The organism is Halomonas bluephagenesis, from assembly GCF_054790765.1.
On sequence record NZ_CP133631.1, the window covers coordinates 3,683,523 to 3,701,161 of the forward strand.

General features: G+C 50.0%; 14 protein-coding genes. 5 read left to right on the top strand and 9 right to left on the bottom strand.

Annotated features, from left to right (window positions below; all coding sequences use genetic code 11):
• Positions 1 to 20: 20 nt before the first annotated feature.
• From REH51_RS16735 to REH51_RS16745, 3 genes are all read right to left on the bottom strand, one after another.
• Positions 21 to 1,199 (bottom strand): vWA domain-containing protein, encoded by a 1,179-nt coding sequence (locus REH51_RS16735; RefSeq protein WP_009723564.1) that lies wholly within the window; start codon positions 1,197 to 1,199, stop codon positions 21 to 23.
• A 3-nt stretch (positions 1,200 to 1,202) separates the two neighbouring features.
• Positions 1,203 to 2,057, bottom strand: coding sequence for an AAA family ATPase (locus REH51_RS16740; protein ID WP_498936390.1), 855 nt, complete (start codon positions 2,055 to 2,057; stop codon positions 1,203 to 1,205).
• A gap of 104 nt (positions 2,058 to 2,161) precedes the next feature.
• Positions 2,162 to 4,165 carry a sigma-54-dependent Fis family transcriptional regulator gene (locus REH51_RS16745; protein ID WP_009723562.1) on the bottom strand — a complete coding sequence of 668 codons (2,004 nt, stop codon included), beginning with the start codon at positions 4,163 to 4,165 and terminating at the stop codon, positions 2,162 to 2,164.
• Positions 4,166 to 4,458: 293 nt separating this feature from the next.
• Here REH51_RS16745 and REH51_RS16750 point away from each other — a divergent pair, with 293 nt between their 5' ends.
• Complete coding sequence (locus REH51_RS16750) at positions 4,459 to 6,273, top strand: NAD(P)/FAD-dependent oxidoreductase (RefSeq protein ID WP_498936391.1); 1,815 nt, start codon at positions 4,459 to 4,461, stop codon at positions 6,271 to 6,273.
• 15 nt (positions 6,274 to 6,288) lie between these two features.
• Positions 6,289 to 7,353, top strand: coding sequence for a 2,3-butanediol dehydrogenase (locus REH51_RS16755; protein WP_313769750.1), 1,065 nt, complete (start codon positions 6,289 to 6,291; stop codon positions 7,351 to 7,353).
• 101 nt (positions 7,354 to 7,454) lie between these two features.
• Here REH51_RS16755 and REH51_RS16760 read toward each other — a convergent pair whose 3' ends face one another.
• The 6 genes from REH51_RS16760 to REH51_RS16785 form a co-directional block, all read right to left on the bottom strand.
• Positions 7,455 to 7,811, bottom strand: a complete 357-nt coding sequence (locus REH51_RS16760; protein WP_009723559.1) for a hypothetical protein — start codon at positions 7,809 to 7,811, stop codon at positions 7,455 to 7,457.
• 24 nt (positions 7,812 to 7,835) lie between these two features.
• Positions 7,836 to 8,351 (bottom strand): inclusion body family protein, encoded by a 516-nt coding sequence (locus REH51_RS16765; protein WP_009723558.1) that lies wholly within the window; start codon positions 8,349 to 8,351, stop codon positions 7,836 to 7,838.
• 59 nt (positions 8,352 to 8,410) lie between these two features.
• Entirely contained in the window at positions 8,411 to 8,926 is a 516-nt protein-coding gene (locus REH51_RS16770) for an inclusion body family protein (protein WP_009723557.1), read from the bottom strand.
• 29 nt (positions 8,927 to 8,955) lie between these two features.
• Positions 8,956 to 10,353, bottom strand: coding sequence for a TULIP family P47-like protein (locus REH51_RS16775; protein WP_498936393.1), 1,398 nt, complete (start codon positions 10,351 to 10,353; stop codon positions 8,956 to 8,958).
• A gap of 23 nt (positions 10,354 to 10,376) precedes the next feature.
• Positions 10,377 to 12,539, bottom strand: coding sequence for a TULIP family P47-like protein (locus REH51_RS16780; protein ID WP_009723555.1), 2,163 nt, complete (start codon positions 12,537 to 12,539; stop codon positions 10,377 to 10,379).
• A 68-nt stretch (positions 12,540 to 12,607) separates the two neighbouring features.
• Complete coding sequence (locus REH51_RS16785) at positions 12,608 to 13,960, bottom strand: TULIP family P47-like protein (protein ID WP_009723554.1); 1,353 nt, start codon at positions 13,958 to 13,960, stop codon at positions 12,608 to 12,610.
• Positions 13,961 to 14,481: 521 nt separating this feature from the next.
• Between REH51_RS16785 and REH51_RS16790 the strand changes: the two genes are divergently transcribed.
• The 3 genes from REH51_RS16790 to REH51_RS16800 all read left to right on the top strand — a co-directional run bounded on the left by REH51_RS16790 (position 14,482) and on the right by REH51_RS16800 (position 17,623).
• Entirely contained in the window at positions 14,482 to 14,646 is a 165-nt protein-coding gene (locus REH51_RS16790; protein ID WP_498932466.1) for a GAF domain-containing protein, read from the top strand.
• 222 nt (positions 14,647 to 14,868) lie between these two features.
• Positions 14,869 to 16,533 carry a diguanylate cyclase gene (locus tag REH51_RS16795; protein WP_009723553.1) on the top strand — a complete coding sequence of 555 codons (1,665 nt, stop codon included), beginning with the start codon at positions 14,869 to 14,871 and terminating at the stop codon, positions 16,531 to 16,533.
• 481 nt (positions 16,534 to 17,014) lie between these two features.
• The gene (locus REH51_RS16800; RefSeq protein WP_009723552.1) at positions 17,015 to 17,623 is read left to right on the top strand and encodes an OmpW/AlkL family protein; all 609 of its coding nucleotides are present in this window, start codon (positions 17,015 to 17,017) and stop codon (positions 17,621 to 17,623) included.
• Positions 17,624 to 17,639 lie beyond the last annotated feature (16 nt).

Consider the following 17,639-nt stretch of genomic DNA (forward strand, 5'->3'; position numbering starts at 1 on the left):
CTGTCCCTTCCGATAAATTGCTACTTAGCTAACTCGCGCATCGCTGTTTCCAGTCCTTCCATGGTCATGGGATACATACGGTCATCGATAACGTCACGAATTAACTGGGTCGAATAGGTGTACTCCCAGGCACGGGGTGGCATGGGGTTTAACCACGCCAAGCGTGGAAACGTATCAGCCAAGCGTTTTAGCCACACGCCACCGGGTTCATCATTGAAGTGTTCCACGCTGCCACCTGAGTGAGTGACTTCGTAAGGCGACATGGCGGCATCACCGACAATCACCACCTGATAGTCTGCCCCGTAAGTGTGCAACACATCCATGGTTGGGATGCGTTCGTTACGGCGCCGCATGTTATTGCGCCAAACCCCTTCGTAGAGGCAGTTGTGGAAGTAATAATGTTCTAAATGCTTGAATTCGGAACGTGCCGCTGAGAATAACTCTTCGCAGACACGAATATGATCATCCATCGACCCACCGACGTCTAAAAACAGCAGCACTTTAACCGCATTATGACGTTCTGGACGCATTTGGATATTAAGCAGCCCCGCGTCCCGTGCGGTTTCGCGGATAGTGCTGTCTACATCAAACTCGTCCAATGCCCCTTGGCGAGCAAATTTGCGCAGCCGCCGCAAGGCCATTTTGATATTGCGGGTGCCCAGTTCAAGCGAGTCATCGTAATCGCGAAAACGCCGCTCGTCCCATACCTTTGTGGCGCGTCGATGGCGCGAGCCATCTTGGCCAATACGTATGCCTTCAGGGTTGTAACCATACGCTCCAAAAGGGCTGGTGCCACCCGTGCCAATCCACTTATTGCCCCCCGCATGGCGCTCTTTTTGCTCTTCCAGGCGCTTTTTAAACGTCTCGATCAGCTCTTCAAGACCACCCAGGGATTCAATTTTGGCTTTCTCTTCGTCGCTGAGCTGTTTTTCAAATTCGCGTCGCAGCCATTCATCCGGAATGAGTGCCTCAATTGCCGAATCCATGTCTTCCAGGCCTTTAAACCAGGCAGCAAAGGCGCGATCAAAGCGGTCAAAGTAGCGCTCGTCTTTGACCATGACAGTACGCGCCACTTGATAAAACGCTTCCATATCGGCAAATACGACGCCACGTTCGACCACGGCGTGAAGATCAAGTAATTCGCGCAGAGAAACGGGCACACCGGCACGTTTGAGGGCATCAAACAGACCAATAAACATGGCTTAGCGCCCCGTACTCTTTTGGCGACGCATCATAAACGCCAGGCGTTCTAGCAGGTGAGTATCCTGCTCGTTTTTAACCAGCGCGCCCGCCATCGGCGGGAGGGCTTTTGCCGGGGCGCGGTTATACAGCGCTTCCTGGGCCAGTTCGCCAGCCATGAGCAGCTTGAGCCAATCCACCAGCTCCGAAGTGGAGGGCTTTTTCTTGAGCCCTGGGGCGTTGCGTAGATCGAAAAACACTTCCAAGGCTTCGCCGACCAGCCTGGGGGCGATATCCGGAAAGTGGACATCGACAATCGCTTGCATGGTCTCGCGGTCGGGGAATTCGATGTAATGGAAAAAGCAGCGACGCAGGAAGGCGTCGGGTAGCTCTTTCTCGTTATTCGAGGTGATCACGATAATCGGACGCTGTTCGGCGCGGATGGTTTCGCCCGTTTCATAAACATGAAACTCCATACGATCCAGCTCTTGCAGCAGGTCGTTGGGAAACTCGATATCCGCTTTGTCGATTTCATCAATCAGCAGTACCACGCGCTCACCTGCGGTGAAAGCTTCCCATAACTTGCCGGGCTTGATGTAGTTACCTACATTTTCCACCCCTTCAACGCCCAGTTGGGAGTCACGCAGGCGGCTAACCGCATCATACTCATAAAGCCCCTGGGCGGCTTTGGTGCTGGACTTGATATGCCAAGTAATCAGCTTAGTGCCCAGGGATTCAGCGAGTTCCTCGGCCAGCAGTGTTTTACCGGTACCAGGTTCACCTTTGATGAGTAGTGGACGCTGTAGCACAACCGCGGCATTGACTGCCTGTTTGAGTGCATCAGTTGCGATGTAAGAAGAGGTTGAATCAAACGCCATGGGGAGTGCCTCGGCTTGTCGAAACGAGTTGTTTAAAAATAGATTCAAACAAGTGTACGTGAGGGTAAACCCCATGGCCAACTAGTGGATAGAGCAATTGGCTATCAGCCCTGCCAGTTGGGGGGCACAATTCCCTGGCGCTGCATTTGCCGATATACCGTGGGCCGCGAAACGCCTAGCTCACGGGCAACCGCGCTGATATTCCAGTGATGTTGCTTGAGCAGATCGATAAGTGAACCTGAAAGGGCTTCGCTGGCGTTCGTTTCAATTTGGGCCGCCACGTTGCGGGTAATGCGCTGACTAAGGCATTGTTCTGGTAGGTCGTGAACGGTTATTTCGTCGCTTTCCGAAGTGGCCAGGGCAAAGGCGAGGGCGTTTTTAAGCTGGCGGATATTGCCGGGCCAGGAATACGCGAGCAGCGCACTAATGGCATCTGCGCGCAGGCGCGGCGAGGCACGCGTGGCGCGTTCGGCAGCGACGTCTTCAAACACGCGGCGAATAACAAATAGTTTATCGGCGCGTTCGCGTAGCGCGGGTAGTCGAAGCTGTGCACCGTTTAGCCGGTAATAGAGGTCTTCACGGAATTCCCCTTGTTGGATCATTTCTTCGATATGCCGATGGGTGGCCGTAATAACGCGAATATCGATCTTTACCGGCGTGTTAGCCCCTAGCGGCATCACTTCCCGTTCGGACAGCACGCGCAACAGTCGGGTTTGTAGCGCTAATGGCATATCGCCGATTTCGTCTAAAAACAGCGTGCCACCATGGGCCTGTGGAATAAGACCGCGCATCCCTTTTGAGCGGCCGCCGGTAAAGGCGCCAGGTTCGTAGCCAAACAATTCGCTTTCAATCAGTGACTCGGGAATGGCCGCACAATTAACCGCAATAAACGGCTGTTTGGCGCGGTTGCCGCTTTCGTGCAACGCCCGTGCAACGACCTCTTTGCCGGTACCGGTTTCTCCACTAATCAGCACGTTAACGTTAGCTTCATTGCGCAAGCGTTCGGCCAGTTTTTGTACTTTGCGCATCGCGGGGTCGTCGGCGCCCAGCCGAGCTAAGGGTTCCGGCAACTCAGAAGCAGACGGCGTTGCCCGTTGCGACATGCGGGGGCGGCGGGGTTCCAGCAGGCTAATAAAGTGGATGGTGTTGCTGGCACGAGCGCGGAAGGCGCGTAATTGATCATCAGTGCCGCTATTAATGCTCAGTATATCGGCGATCTCACACTCAAATAGTTCGCCAAGCATTGGGGTGTGATTCGCTGACCAAGGTGGCCAGCGGTGCTGGTGTTCGGCGATTAGCTCGCGGCCCACGGCGTTGGCGGCGATCACCTGTCCATTCTCTTCAATGGCGATTAAACCACGCCCGTTGACGTGCACAAATTCCCGGGAAGTATCTAGACGCACCATCAGGCAGTCGCGGTAGCGCTGAAGAAAATAGGCATCCTCAATCATGCGTGCATAAAGCGTTACCAGCGATAGGCTGAAATTCTGGCTTTCGTGCTGGGTAGGCGACTGCAGCGCGGAGATATCTAACACGGCCATCACATTACCCTGAGGGTCAGCAATAGGAGCGGCGGTGCAGGTCAGCGAAATATGGGAAGCATCGAAGTGCTCCTGGCGGTGGCAGATGATGGCCTGACGATCATGTAAACAGGTGCCAACAGCGCAGGTGCCGGCAAAGCGTTCATCCCAGTCAGCCCCCAGGTAGAGGCCTGCTTTGCGTAATTGCTGGTCCTGGTTGGGATCACCGCGAAACTCAACGGTAATGCCGCGGTGGTCGGTGACCAGCAGCACGTAGCCAAGCTGGGCTATTTGTCCATAGAGCTGATCGACCCCGGCACGGGCGACATGCAGTAACTCATCGACGGACTCGCGGTGCTCAATCAGTGTTTGCTGGGGCACCACTCGTGCTGGGCGAGGGTGAGTGGGGTCTAGCTGATAATCATTTAGGCAGCGCAGCCATGAGCGACGAATGGTGGCCTGTGCAGGTAAACAGGGGGTGTCTAGCCCTTCACCGAGCTGAAAAATATGCTCGATATGTCGACGCTGTTCAGACTGAAGCTGTGTAGTTGTCTGAAACTGTTTAGTGGCGTGCGTGTGATGCAGCATGGCGTTACTCAATGGGCGCTGTTGTTATTGTCCTTTTAGCCTATGCGCTTTCCCCCCAGAGTCAACGTGGGCTGCTTACGCCGTTAGTCGTGCGTTACACCTGTAACGTCAAGCTGTAAACGGCGTGACAGGTGTACGGCACTTTCGCTGTCTTATCTATTTGTCTGTATGTGGATAAATTATATATTTTTCAGTTGCTTATTTTTTATATGATTGGTTTGGCACGGCGGCTGCTATGTATTTGGTGCATCACAGTTAACTCAACAATAACAAATGCACATGGAGTACCCGCTATGTCTAAGATAACGGCACAAGTCCAGCAATCCCCCACGGATACTGTTCAAGCGTGGCTGCACGATTTCGATACTGCCCTTCAAGCCCAGGATATTGAGCGAGTGCTGTCGCTGTTTGGAGACGAGTGCTACTGGCGTGACTTTCTTGCGTTTACCTGGAATTTAAAAACCTGTGAAGGCAAAGACGAAATTCAGGCCATGCTCAATGCCACGCTCAATAACGTACAGCCTTCGAACTGGCAGTTAGACGGCGAGGCCACTGAAAACGGCGATATCTACGATGCGTGGTTTACCTTTGAAACAGCGGTTGCCAGCGGTAAAGGCTATTTGCGTCTTAAAGAAGGCAGGTGCTGGACGTTGTTAACCACCATGCAAGCGCTGAACGACTACCCTGAGCAGTGCAATCACCATCGCCCAAAAGGAGCTGAACACGGTGCCAATAAGCAGCGTGAAACCTGGTTAGAGTCACGACAACGCGAAGAAGCTGAGCTTGGCTACACCCAGCAGCCTTACTGCGTGATTATTGGCGGTGGCCAGGGCGGTATTGGTTTAGGCGCACGGTTAAGGCAACTGGGTGTGCCAACGATCATCATTGAGCGAAACGAGCGCGCGGGGGATTCCTGGCGTAATCGCTATAAGTCGCTCTGCTTGCACGATCCAGTCTGGTACGACCACCTTCCTTATATCCCCTTCCCAGATAACTGGCCTGTATTCGCCCCGAAAGACAAAGTGGGCGATTGGCTGGGAATGTACACAAAAGTGATGGAGCTCAATTATTGGAGTTCCACCGAGTGTCAGAATGCTAGCTACGACGAAGTCGCAGGTGAGTGGCTGGTTAAGGTTAAGCGCAACGGCGAAGAGATCACGCTACGACCCAAACAGTTGGTGATGGCCACGGGCATGTCTGGGATGCCCAATGTACCGACATTCCCAGGGGCAGAAAACTTTGAAGGTGAGCAGCAGCACTCTAGCCAGCACCCAGGGCCGGACGCCTATAAAGGTAAGAAGTGTGTCATTTTGGGCTCGAATAATTCAGCTCATGATATTGCCGCCGCACTATGGGAGCACGATGCCGACGTCACCATGCTGCAGCGTTCATCTACCCATATTGTGAAGTCGGATTCGCTGATGGAGGAGGTGCTGGGGCCGCTTTATTCGGAAGAGGCTGTGGCGAGTGGCTTAACCCATGAAAAAGCCGACTTGGTGTTTGCCTCAATCCCTTACAAGGTGCTGCCGGATTTCCAGCGCCCCGCCTTTGAGGCGATTAAAAAGCGTGACGCCGAATTTTACCAAAAGCTTGAGAGCGCAGGCTTTATGCTCGATTTCGGTGACGATGAATCGGGGCTGTTTTTAAAGTATCTACGCCGCGGTTCGGGTTACTACATCGATGTAGGCGCATGCGACTTGGTGGCCAGTGGTGATATCAAGCTGCGCAGCGGTGTGGGCATTGAGCACATTAATCCTCACTCCATCACGCTGACTGATGGCAGCGAGCTTGATGCTGACTTGATCATCTATGCCACCGGCTATGGATCGATGAATGGCTGGGCGGCGCGGCTTATTTCTCAAGAAGTGGCCGATAAAGTGGGCAAGTGTTGGGGGCTAGGTTCCGACACCACCAAAGACCCGGGCCCATGGGAGGGTGAGCTGCGCAATATGTGGAAGCCCACTCAGCAAGAGGCACTGTGGTTCCATGGCGGCAACCTACACCAGTCGCGGCACTATTCACGTTATTTGGCGCTGCAGTTAAAAGCACGCATGGAAGGGCTAGACACTCCTGTCTATGGCCTGCAGCCAGTTCATCACAGAGCATGAGATAAGGGGCAGTATATGAGCCAGTCAACGATGCAGGCAGCAGTTTGGTACGCAGCGAAAGACCTTCGTGTTGAGCAAATGCCAATACCGACGATTAACGACCCTCATGAGGTAAAGGTCAAAGTGGCGGCTTGTGGTATTTGTGGTAGCGATTTGCACGAATACGCTGCTGGGCCGATTTTTATTCCGGTCGATAAGCCGCACCCGATTAGCGGTGAACAAGCACCGATTATCATGGGGCATGAATTCGCTGGTGAAGTGGTTGAGGTAGGCGACAAAGTAACACGGGTGAAAGTGGGGGATCGCGTTGCCATAGAGCCGATTCTTTCACCTCACCAGAACGGTGCTTATCAAATGGAGCGCTATAACCTCACGCCGCTATTGGGTTTCCATGGCCTTTCTGGCGGCGGCGGTGGCTTCTCGGAGTTCACTGTGATGGGGGAGCACATGGTGCATAAGCTGCCGGATGACCTCAGCTTCGAGCAAGGGGCATTGGTAGAGCCAGCGGCGGTTGCTTTGCATGCCGTTCGTCAAAGTAGTTTGAAAGCGGGGGATAGTGCGGCAGTATTTGGCGCTGGCCCAATTGGGTTAATGACCATCGAAGCACTAAAAGCAGCAGGCGCCGCTCAAATTTACGCCGTGGAAGTAGCACCTTCACGTAAAGCCAAGGCCGAAGCGCTTGGTGCTATTGTGGTGGACCCGCAGCAAGAAGATGCAGTGGCGAAGCTGCAAACGTTAAGCAATGGCGGCGTTGACGTGGCGTTCGAGGTGACCGGGATTCCGGCCGTACTGAATCAGTCCTTGCACACTACCCATGAAGGCGGTGAAGTGGTCGTGGTCAGTATTTGGGAGGGAGAAGCGAGCTTTCAACCTAATGACCTGGTCATTAAAGAGCGCACCATGAAAGGTATTATTGCCTATCGCCATGTGTATCCAGCGGTGATGGCGCTAATGCAGCGTGGCTACTTTCGCGCTGAAGACATGGTGACTCAGCGTATCCCGTTGGCGGATATCGTGGAGGAGGGATTTGAGGCGTTGTTGAGCGATAAAGCGCAGGTGAAAATAATCGTAACGCCTTAGTATCGTTGCGAACATCTACTAAAGGCCATCCGATGATGGCCTTACTACAAAAGAGTAGTCGACCGTGGAAAGAGTGCGTAGTCACCGAAAACTTGATTCGGCTACGCTTTTTTTTGGAATACCTTGGGCAGCGAATCAAGCTGGTTGAAGAAAGAGTCTGGTAGGTCGGGTATCGCTAGCTTCAATGCGCTGACAGGATCATTCATGAATTGCTCCATGTGTGATTCACTAGCCCCTAGCCATGCGAAAAAGCGCTTTTCATGTGTCAATAGTTCCTGGATTAATTGCTCCACATTGCTGGCTGCTTTGGAGTCAGTTTCTGCCAATTTCTGGACTAACGGATGATCTCGGCCAATTTGTAGAGTCATAGGCGCTCTAGAGCTGAAGGTGATGTACTGCTCCTTCAGGTTTGGGCTTTTTAATCGATATTTTACGAAATGAGTAGAATCAGTTGCCATGACAATATCCTTCTGCAGAAGTTGTTAAGCAGTGACCTGAATAAATGGGTCCCATGAGTAGTAGCCCTGAACAATGTTGTCCCGATCTGTGAGCATAAAATTGAAAGCGTAGGTAATTTCCCCTTCGGCAATAGCTTGTGCTGACCAAAAATAACTGTTGATTGTTTGAGTCGCAGGGTGAAGAAGGTTGCCAGGAACAGGAAGCGGGGTTTTGACCTCTGCAACAACTGGGTAAGGTGTTGACAGAATGTTCTGTTTTCCACCCACGGGGGCGTATTTGTACAAAATTGCTGAGTATGTCGCATTTACAGAAAGCGATGTCTCTCGCCATCTGAGAGTGTCTAGTGTGCGAGCAGTTACTTTTAACTCTCCCGTTCCCTCTCCGAAGACCCCATTTTCTTGACGTACAATCAAGTAAATCATCGTTTCGTCAATCGGCGTTGGCTTGGATGGGGTTCCAGGGGGGTAGCTTGATATAATGGTATCCGCGTCAACCGCCATCAGAATATCGATGATTTGAGGTGTCGTGCTTCGTCCCATACAGTATTCTCCTTATTGTATTTTTTCTCTTGGTTGCAAGAGGTACAGAGAGAATAAAATCAGTCAGTGATCTGGATGAAGGGATCCCACCAATAGTAACCCTGTACATTATTATCACGATCAACAATCATGAACTTGAAGTGGTAAGTTACGCTTCCGGGCCTGGTGACCGTGCAGTTCCAGAAATAGTCATTGATCGTTTGCGTTGATGGTTGAAGGGGGTCAGAAGCAACTGGTAGCGGTGTATTGACCTCGACAATAATGGGTTGAGGTGGAGTAATCAGCCCATCGTTATTGGTTGAATCGAACTCATAAAGTATGGTTGAGTAAGTGCCGTTTAGGGTCAATGACGTTTCTCGCCAACGAATGACGTCCAACGTCTGAGCCGCAATGGTCAACTCCGCTCCGCCGTTTCCAGAAACCGCTTCGTCACTACGTACAATCATGTAGATAAAGTTCTCACTGGCAGCGATCTGTTGCGGGTTGTCTGGGTCTGTGTTCGTTCCGTATTTATTAATGACTGACTCGGCATCAATTGCGATCAGTACATCAATAATTTTTTCAGTATCAGCCATAATGTTTCTCCTTGGTTAGCGTTGCGTTGTTACACAAAGAGCGGATCTCCGCCTAACTGTAAGGAAATATTTGGATGTACATAGTCAAGCCTGAATGAGTCACTTCCGGTCCATTTGATAGGATCAACGGCATTAATCAGAAGTAAATCCACGGATGGCGATGTATCTTTATTGACCGACTCAATAGCACCTGTCGCAATTTGTGATGCCCCCAATAGCAATCCAATGACAAGCCCGCCGATGACGAGTGAGGCACCCTCAGTCAGGGGGGCGCAAATCAATGCCACTAGGCCAACAATGATCGATATGATGATCTCGGTAATGACGATCCCCGGATCTTGGTGAACCGTATACTGTTGGTCAGTTGGTTGTGTTTGTACAAAGTTGATGGTCTGCCCATTATTTGAGCTACCGAGATTTAGCGTGTACCAGTTGGTTGCGGTTGTCTCTGATGTAATGCCAAACGTGATGTAGGTTCTGGTTGTGCTGGTTACGATGAATGTTTCTCCATCGGTCTCTAATGTAAGAGATGTGAGCTTAGGGTGATAAGTCGAGCCATCATGTTCAACTGGAGGCATATCCACTGATACCCCCTGATCCAGATAAAGTTTGGTTTTATCATTACTCATCAAGAAGTTATCGCTGTTAAGCCCTGGGTAGGCAACCATAATGGCTGGGCGTACCAGATCGTATAAGGTTCTTTCCTGGGAGACGAGAAAACCGGCTTCGCTGTTCGCTGGGATGGCATTTGGAGAAACCTGCTCGCTCAACGATTGCCCGGTTCGATCACCTGTCATCGTTAGCACGCCAAGAATGCTGTCATTAAGCGAATTGCCATCTAGGTAAGCGTACTCTGTATAATTTGGCGTTACGAACCCCCACTGTCCCTGGTCAATCATTCGGTTGAGGTCAACCACTGAAAACACATGGTTGAATTCACTTAAATTAGCGCAGATCCAGTCTAAAAGGGCCTGACCAAATACGGCCTGAGTGACACTTCCTGGGTTGGGGGTGAGTGATACCTCGCCCACCAAAGCGGCTACTGGGGGTGAGGTATTGTCTGAGCTGGTTTTTGCAACCAAAGCAACTAAACTCGATGAGTCGTCATTCGCGGCGCTGTGGGGAATGTAGTGAAGGTTGATTTCTATCGTTGCGTTGCCAGCATCAACGGTAACCTTACTGCCACTGCTGTAGTCAACAACGATGTTGGTCATGGGGATGGAAATACGGATGTTTTTGCCATCCCCGCCCATACAGACTTGCCAGTCCGAGAAATCAGCGGAGGCTGTGTAAGAACCTTCTGCCGTCATCGAGAAGTTTTGCGGCGATGATTGCTGATCCACAATTGTTTTATTTACGTCGGGAATAGGAATAGCAAAAGCGGTATCCCAATTATAGGTATTTGCGGCAGCATTTTGGGTGGACATGGGCTGCTTTCCTTTGTCGCTGTTTACTTGGTCTTCAGGCCAATTTGTAAAGAATCGGCGAGCCATGCTGATTTGAGTTCATATCCGCTGACACCAGGGAAGGTATAAGGCTCGATAGCATCGTTGGCAAATTCGTCAAAACCAGGCACGTTTTCCCAATCGTTTTTGTATACAGACTCCAAAATAGCCGCCACGGTCATTTCAACCCCGTACGCCGCAGTCAAAGCTGCTGTGACACCACCGAAGACTTTCCAGCGAGTGGAATTGAAAGCATTTTTTATCCGCGTCATTCGCCCCGCGGCTTGTTCGGTGCCATTAGCTAGTGCATCTTCTTCGTTAACGATATTTTGCTCTTCACTCTCGCTGTCTTCACCCAACGCGCTGAAAAAGCTTTCTTCATCAAGAAGGGCGGATCCTTCATCAACACTGGCAACTGTCACATCTGCAGAGGCGGCAAGGCCATCCACAACCGGCCCAAGAACCGCTACCAATGCGAGGGTCGCGGTGACCGCTCCCATGATAATTTCAAAATCTATTTCGGCTTGGGTTTTTGTGACATTGACGGTCATGTTACGTACAGACTCAGTGAAATTAAAAATCTGTTTCGTATCTCCTGAAGACGTCGTAACCGTTTTTAGGCCTAAGCTTACCTGCTCGGTATAGTTAATATGAACGTCGTATTGCCAGCTTTGGTGATAGGTCAAATCAATGAATTTTATTTCCAGAAAACTGTGCTCTAAGTTCATTTCAAATTGGTGAGCTTCAATGGTGACCTGGGTGGCGGTGTAAAATTCGAGTGTGCCGTTATTGAGATCTACGATGTATTCGTCCCCGTTACCACTGAGGAACCATTGACTTCCCTTGATATTGACTTTAACTGAATCGTTTCGGAGGTCAGGGTTATAAGTATCTCCGTACTGGCCCTGAGTCCTGAAGGCATTCACCAGCCCCTCGGGGAGAATTCCCTCGTCTAGTTGAGAGGAATAACCGTCGTCTGCCGTTGTGGCATACGGGTCTTCATCCATCTTGAAGTAGCCGTAAGTCAACTTGTTGAGGTTTTTTACAGACAGACCATCGTTAAATATAGTGAAGTCGTCGTCCGTCGCATCGTCAAAAAGATGCTTGGCGCCACCCAATAACATATTTTTCACAAAGTTCGGGCCGCTAATCAGCAAGCCTGTATCGGCACCGTTGGCATCCTCGCCTGTTGGAATGGCATTGGGTGACACTTGGTGATTTGATCCGGGAGTATTGTTCTGAATCATCGTCAGTACCCCCATCACTGAACTTTCCATGGTCTGCTTGTCCACCACGGCATAACTGGTGGCTGTGGGATCAATCCAGGTATAGTTGGGAGACTGGCTGAGTTGGGGAGTCAGATCTATCACTGAGAAAACGAAGTTGAAATAGCCAATATTGCTGTTGAACCACTCACTAAGAAGCTCTGGTAATTCCGCGTTACCGATGCTGCCAGCATCTGGCGGATTGACGATGTTCATAACGACTACGGCGGGTATTCCGCCAGCTTCCTGGCTAAGGGCACGAAGCTGGCTCTTGAAGGAATCAGAGTATTGATAAACAGATAGAAACTTCTCCTGATCCTTATCTTCACTGTAGAACATGTAATAGAAAGAGCCGTCCGCTGCGGTCACCACCCAAGCGGCGCCATGCGTAACAGTTGACAGTGTAGAATCACTGCTAATCGTTACACCGTTGGTTGCAAAATCCCCAATAAGAGCAGCGTCCACAACACTATTGTCGAGATCGGCAACGATGGCACCAACACCTTCGTTGATCACGAAAGCCTTTTGATTTGGGTCTGGAATCCAATCCATATTGATCTGGATAATGATGCTCATCTCCAGCCCGTCCAGTGAGTAACTTTCGCCCCCCGCTAGATAGACACCACTAGAAACTGGAACGCTCATATTGATGTTCTTGCCATCGCCACCGGTAGACAACTGCCACGCGTCCAAACTTGCTGTGAGCTGGTAGCTGGGATCATCACTGGCTGACTGTGAAATGTTCTTGGCTCTATCATCAACACTACTCCAGTTGTCAGTAAGTGCTCGGTTGGTCGTGTCAAAATGCAGCGCCACAACGGTATCCCAATTGTATGTATCGGCAACCGCACGGGCGTCAATTTCCTTTACAGCAGCTGGGGCAAGTGAGGTGCTATCAGTCATGGTATTTCTCCTTAGTCACTGTATGAGTATTCACTCCAATTTATGCTCAGATCAGCTAAGTGGGGTGGTCAGGAAAGGTTTCCACGGAAATAGAGGGCTCCGTCTAGGCCTCCCTCGGTCAAGCTGAACGACTGCCCATCAATTTGCCAGTCGAGAAGGCTGGCTACGTTGACGACATCGTTATCAAAAGTTGATTGCACGGCGGCGTTAATATTAGACATGCCCACAGCATTTACTTGGTCGCCATAATGGTTGACCGCATCGGTTATATCGGCAATCAGACCGGGTAGCGTTAAACCTAGGCCAACAAGGATGATGTAGTCATACCAAGGAATATCCTGATCATGCGTCGTCTGAGGGCTAGGGTCTTCTTCAAAAGTCATGACCCCGGTCGAATAATTCAAAGAAAGCGGATTGACAGTTTTTGACGTCCAGCTATAGGTGGCATCTGGCAGGTCGGCTAGGCCAAAAAGGAAGGTAAGCGGGCCGCCGCCAGCAGAGGATGTCTGGAGTCCGTCACCAGCATCGGAAGGCCAAAGGGAAAAGGAGTCGGTGTTGATATTGTCGCCATCAATCTGCGCATCAAACGCCCCATTATTAGAAATAACCGAATGCTGGTTTGTTTGATGTACAGCAAATGTACCCTTGGGAAAGGTGTCTTGAACGCCGGGCAATAGCGTGTTTTTAAAAAAAGCTTCTTGAGAAATCAGTGCAACAGCGTTAGAACCAGAAGTTAGCGCTGTGGAATCAAATGCAGGGGTGGAAGGAAACGGCGAGTCATCGAGCATCGATAGAAAGCAAAGTGCTTCAATATCACCGGATGCAACAAAGTATTGCCATTTATACGGGCGTAACCATGTGGCCGCCCCAGCAGGCACTGGAACTACACCTGCGAAGATGTACTGCAGATTATCCCGGTTTTCATAAAATGCTTGCTGCGCAATTTGTTTTAGCATGCCGGTGGCGGCACTTGTCATCTGTCCTGATGGGTCTGTTACAGTGAGAACTGCAATATAGCCGGGATCGTTGGGCGTGCTGGCTTCGGAGGGAGAGAAAACTAGGCTGGTCAGCGAGCCTTCGCCATCGAGTTCTTGTTGATTCCCGGGGCCAAGCCAACCGAGTGTGATTTCTACCAGCATTGAAACCCCGGTCATATCCCAACTACCATTAACGCCTGGCAGGCCCGATATACTCATAAAACCCTCTTTAATCGGTATATTGAGCTTCATTAATCTGTTCTGCCCCCCATCTGCCATGCTCCATACGCCGAGGTTGACATTAATATTGGTGACAGCGCCTGTGACAGAGTCATGGTCTGTATAGACAAGAGGCATCGAAACCGATGCAAGGTTGGTACTCATGATGTCATTGACCTTGTCTTTGGTCAGTGCATAAGAGTAGTCGTACTGATAGGTATCCATGCATACTCCTTTATTGTTGACCGACTCTTTTTTTGTTCATCACACGGAATAAGTAAAATTAATCAACCGCTTAGTTAGTTAGCTTTTTAGCAAGCGATAAAGTTGTTAGGGAAGATAACTGAGTGAAAATAAGGTGTTCTGTGTGTTTCAAAAAAATCTAATAAGAGAAATTAATTAGACATAAAAATTTCCTCGCCCTAATGAGGTGATCCGAAACGCGTAGCCTCAAGCTGTTTAATCAGACAGTTACCTCTGCAGGCTTAAGTAGCTACCGATTAGGGTTATGGTAATTCTGCATGGTTAAAAAGTATTAAAACTCAGCGTAGTCCATCTTATTGCGTTTGCCAGTGTTTTAGCTTTGCATCAGTAAATTTAGCTGATGGTAATCAGCTATCTTAAAAAGAACGACTAACTGGACTGAAGAGAGGGGGCTTGAAAGTCGACTAAAGTTAGCGCTTACCCAAACGTGTCGCCAAGAGTCGTTTTGTGCCCATGCAATTCAAGGATAAGGGATTTTTGAGATTGAAGATGCCCGCCAGGACAACCGTTTTAAAGATTATGTTCTGGTAAAAACGCATCGTGGCATACGCTTTTACGCGGGCATACCGATGACAACGACGGATGGCCTTAGGGTAGGGGCGCTGTGTATCATTGACTCCGTGCCACGCCGTTTTAATGACCAGTAGCGTCAGGTGTTAAAAGATTTAGCAGCGTGTGCCGAAGAGGAGGTCAACCAATCAGGGTAGGATCTTATACGTTGCAGCGTGTAGCTGTCGCGTTTATGACGGCGAAAATATAGCCCGATGAGATCCAATAATTAACAGCACTCGGTGCTGTTAGCGTTATCGCAAAGCCGTTCGACCCGATGACGTTGTCACATCAAGTCCGCAGTCTTTGGGAGCAGGCAAGTGGTAGAGAGTGAGCGTAGTAAATTAGAACAAAAGCTTGAGCTTTTAAAACAGTCTTATCAGCATAATCTGCAAGAAGAACTGACATCGTTGTGCCATGTGCTGAAAAAAGCACAGCGACGCGAGGAAAGCCCGGAAGCCGATGTGGTTTCTTCGGCAGTATCGGTTGATGATAAAGCGCACGACGAGACCTCTCTAGATGCTATTTATCGTCGGATACATAAAGTATCAGGTTCTGCAGGTACCTTCGGCTTCGAGCATGTCAGTCAACTGGCCCGGGCATTGGAAGTGACCTTACTAAACGCATTAAAAGAAGGTAAGTCGTCGCTGGACGCATCTTTGGTTACGTTGCTGCAATCTCAGTTGACCTTGATGCAGCGCTCATTGGTGCCGGAGGCTCAGCCATTACCACAATGTACAATTGAGCAGAGTGATATACGTTCAGTGGCCAAGATATGGCTAATAGAGGAAGATGCCCTGCTTGGAAAACGTATATTGGAGCAGTTAGCTAACTTTAGTTATGAAGTGACACTATTCTCTTCAGTGCCTGCCATTGCTAATACCGACAGTGAACCACCGGATGTCCTGATTGTCGATGCAGCTGCGGGTTCTGCTTACCTTTCTCCGCTTCAATCGCTTTCCTGCCCCCTGTTTTTTATCAGCGAGCAGGACGACTTTGATGCGCGCATGCGTGCTGCGCAGCTTAACGCCTATGGCTATTTTTTAAAGCCGCTGAATATTCCACAACTTGTTAATCGTTTAGAACAGTTGCTTCAAGAGCGCCATGCGCCCCCCGCACGGATTTTAATTGTAGACGATGACTATCAGCTCGCTGCCTACTACCAGTTGGTGCTAGAAGCGGCTGGTATGGAAGTGCAGGTGTTGGATAAGCCCCGCTATGTCATTGAGCAATTAACCACTTACAGGCCTGAGCTTTTGTTAATGGACGTGCATATGCCGGACTATAACGGCCCGGATATTGCCGCGATGATTAGGCAATACGATGCCTGGAGCAGCCTTCCCATCGTATTCCTTTCCGCTGAACTGGATCTAAACAAGCAGGTAGATGCGTTAAGCCACGGTGCGGATGAATTTCTAACGAAGCCGATTTCGGCCGCTCAGTTAGTGGCCTCCGTTCGCGCACGGGTATCACGTTCACGAACACTGTCTGCACTGCTCAATAAAGATTGCCTTACGGGCCTTCTGAAACATGCCAGCATCAAAAGTGCCGCTATTGATGAGCTGCATCGTGCTGCTCGTCAGCATTATCCGGTAACGGTGGCGATGATTGATATTGACCATTTTAAGGCGGTCAATGATACCCACGGACATGCTGCGGGTGATGTTGTGATCGCTTCTTTAGCAACGCTATTACGTCAGCGTCTTCGTCAAACCGATATGATTGGCCGCTATGGAGGCGAAGAATTTCTAGTGGTATTGCCTCATTGCACGTCCGAAGATGGCCGCAAACGGCTGGAAAATATTCGTGAGTACTTTTCCAGATTACGATTTAATCAAGGGGCTCAAGAGTTTGGCTGCACTTTATCTGCAGGTATGGTGTGCAGCATTGATATGACAGAAGGTGAACAAGATAGGTTATTGGTGCGAGCTGACGAAGCGCTTTACCGAGCTAAGCGAGGAGGGCGTAACCAGGTTTGCCAATAGCGCGATTCGTTATGAGGCAAAACTATCCTGCCATGCTCACGGATGGTGCGCTTTGGCATTGGCAACAACGCCGCTCAATTAACATTCTGCCGTATTTTCTCCATAGGTTGTTGTTTTTAAATATTAAAATTAAATATGGCACGCAGTTCGCTAAATGTTAAGTAAGAAGCAAATGAACAGAGTTCCAGACGATAAATAGGGTGCTCTTCCTTCTTTGCTATATCGCCCCGACAGAGATTGGTAAGCGATACACTGAGTGAGCTGGCGTGCTCCACCTGGGTCCCCTTCGGGGGACTTTTTTTATGCCTGTCATTTGTACCTGACTTTTATAACTGATGCTGTTGGCCGGCTGTGCTTGATATGTAAAACTTATATTAAAATAACACAACAAGTTTGGAAACGCTGTTCGATTGGTATATATTGTATAGGTAGCTGGAGTTACCGGCACCAATCCCCAGTAAGATGTAAGAGGATGACCCTGATGAGTAAATTAAAATTAGTATCTGCTGCTGTTCTTTCCGCTAGCGCCTTGATCGCCAGCCAAGCAGCATTCGCTTACGAAGCAGGTGACGTTTTCGTACGTGGTGGTGTCGCCCAAACGGATACGGGTTCTGGAAATGGCAATGTTGGCGCGGCAGATCTAAACGTACAAAGCGCGCGAGGATTTACGTTTGGCGCGGGTTACCTGTTCACTGATAAGCTTGGTGCTGAACTTAACAGCTCCGAGAAGTTTGAACACGACCTCAACACCAGTCCTGGTGGCGACGCAGGTAGCGTAGATCGTTTGCCAATTAATCTGATGGTTAACTACTATCCGATGGGCGGTTTGGACTCTAAAGTTCAGCCCTATGTCGGCGTTGGCTTGAACTACACTCGCTTCTCAGGCGAGCCCACTGGCCTAAGCGTTGATGAAAGCTATGGCGCGATAGGTCAGGCGGGGGTTGATTTAGCGGTTACCGATAACGTCATGCTGAATGGTTACGTTAGCTACGCAGACGTGAACGCCGACATTAATGCAAGTGGTAACAAGGTCGGTGAAGTAAACATGGAACCAGTCACTATCGGTGGTGGCGTTACCTACCGCTTCTAACGGTTCGATCTGATAG

Excerpts from the sequence above, each read along its gene's own strand:
- REH51_RS16740 (WP_498936390.1), bottom strand. The coding sequence starts at position 2,057 with ATGGCGTTTGATTCAACCTCTTCTTACATCGCAACTGATGCACTCAAA.
- REH51_RS16745 (WP_009723562.1), bottom strand. The coding sequence starts at position 4,165 with ATGCTGCATCACACGCACGCCACTAAACAGTTTCAGACAACTACACAG.
- REH51_RS16735 (WP_009723564.1), bottom strand. The coding sequence starts at position 1,199 with ATGTTTATTGGTCTGTTTGATGCCCTCAAACGTGCCGGTGTGCCCGTT.
- REH51_RS16755 (WP_313769750.1), top strand. The coding sequence starts at position 6,289 with ATGAGCCAGTCAACGATGCAGGCAGCAGTTTGGTACGCAGCGAAAGAC.
- REH51_RS16780 (WP_009723555.1), bottom strand. The coding sequence starts at position 12,539 with ATGACTGATAGCACCTCACTTGCCCCAGCTGCTGTAAAGGAAATTGAC.
- REH51_RS16775 (WP_498936393.1), bottom strand. The coding sequence starts at position 10,353 with ATGTCCACCCAAAATGCTGCCGCAAATACCTATAATTGGGATACCGCT.
- REH51_RS16785 (WP_009723554.1), bottom strand. The coding sequence starts at position 13,960 with ATGGATACCTATCAGTACGACTACTCTTATGCACTGACCAAAGACAAG.
- REH51_RS16765 (WP_009723558.1), bottom strand. The coding sequence starts at position 8,351 with ATGGGACGAAGCACGACACCTCAAATCATCGATATTCTGATGGCGGTT.
- REH51_RS16770 (WP_009723557.1), bottom strand. The coding sequence starts at position 8,926 with ATGGCTGATACTGAAAAAATTATTGATGTACTGATCGCAATTGATGCC.
- REH51_RS16800 (WP_009723552.1), top strand. The coding sequence starts at position 17,015 with ATGAGTAAATTAAAATTAGTATCTGCTGCTGTTCTTTCCGCTAGCGCC.
- REH51_RS16760 (WP_009723559.1), bottom strand. The coding sequence starts at position 7,811 with ATGGCAACTGATTCTACTCATTTCGTAAAATATCGATTAAAAAGCCCA.
- REH51_RS16750 (WP_498936391.1), top strand. The coding sequence starts at position 4,459 with ATGTCTAAGATAACGGCACAAGTCCAGCAATCCCCCACGGATACTGTT.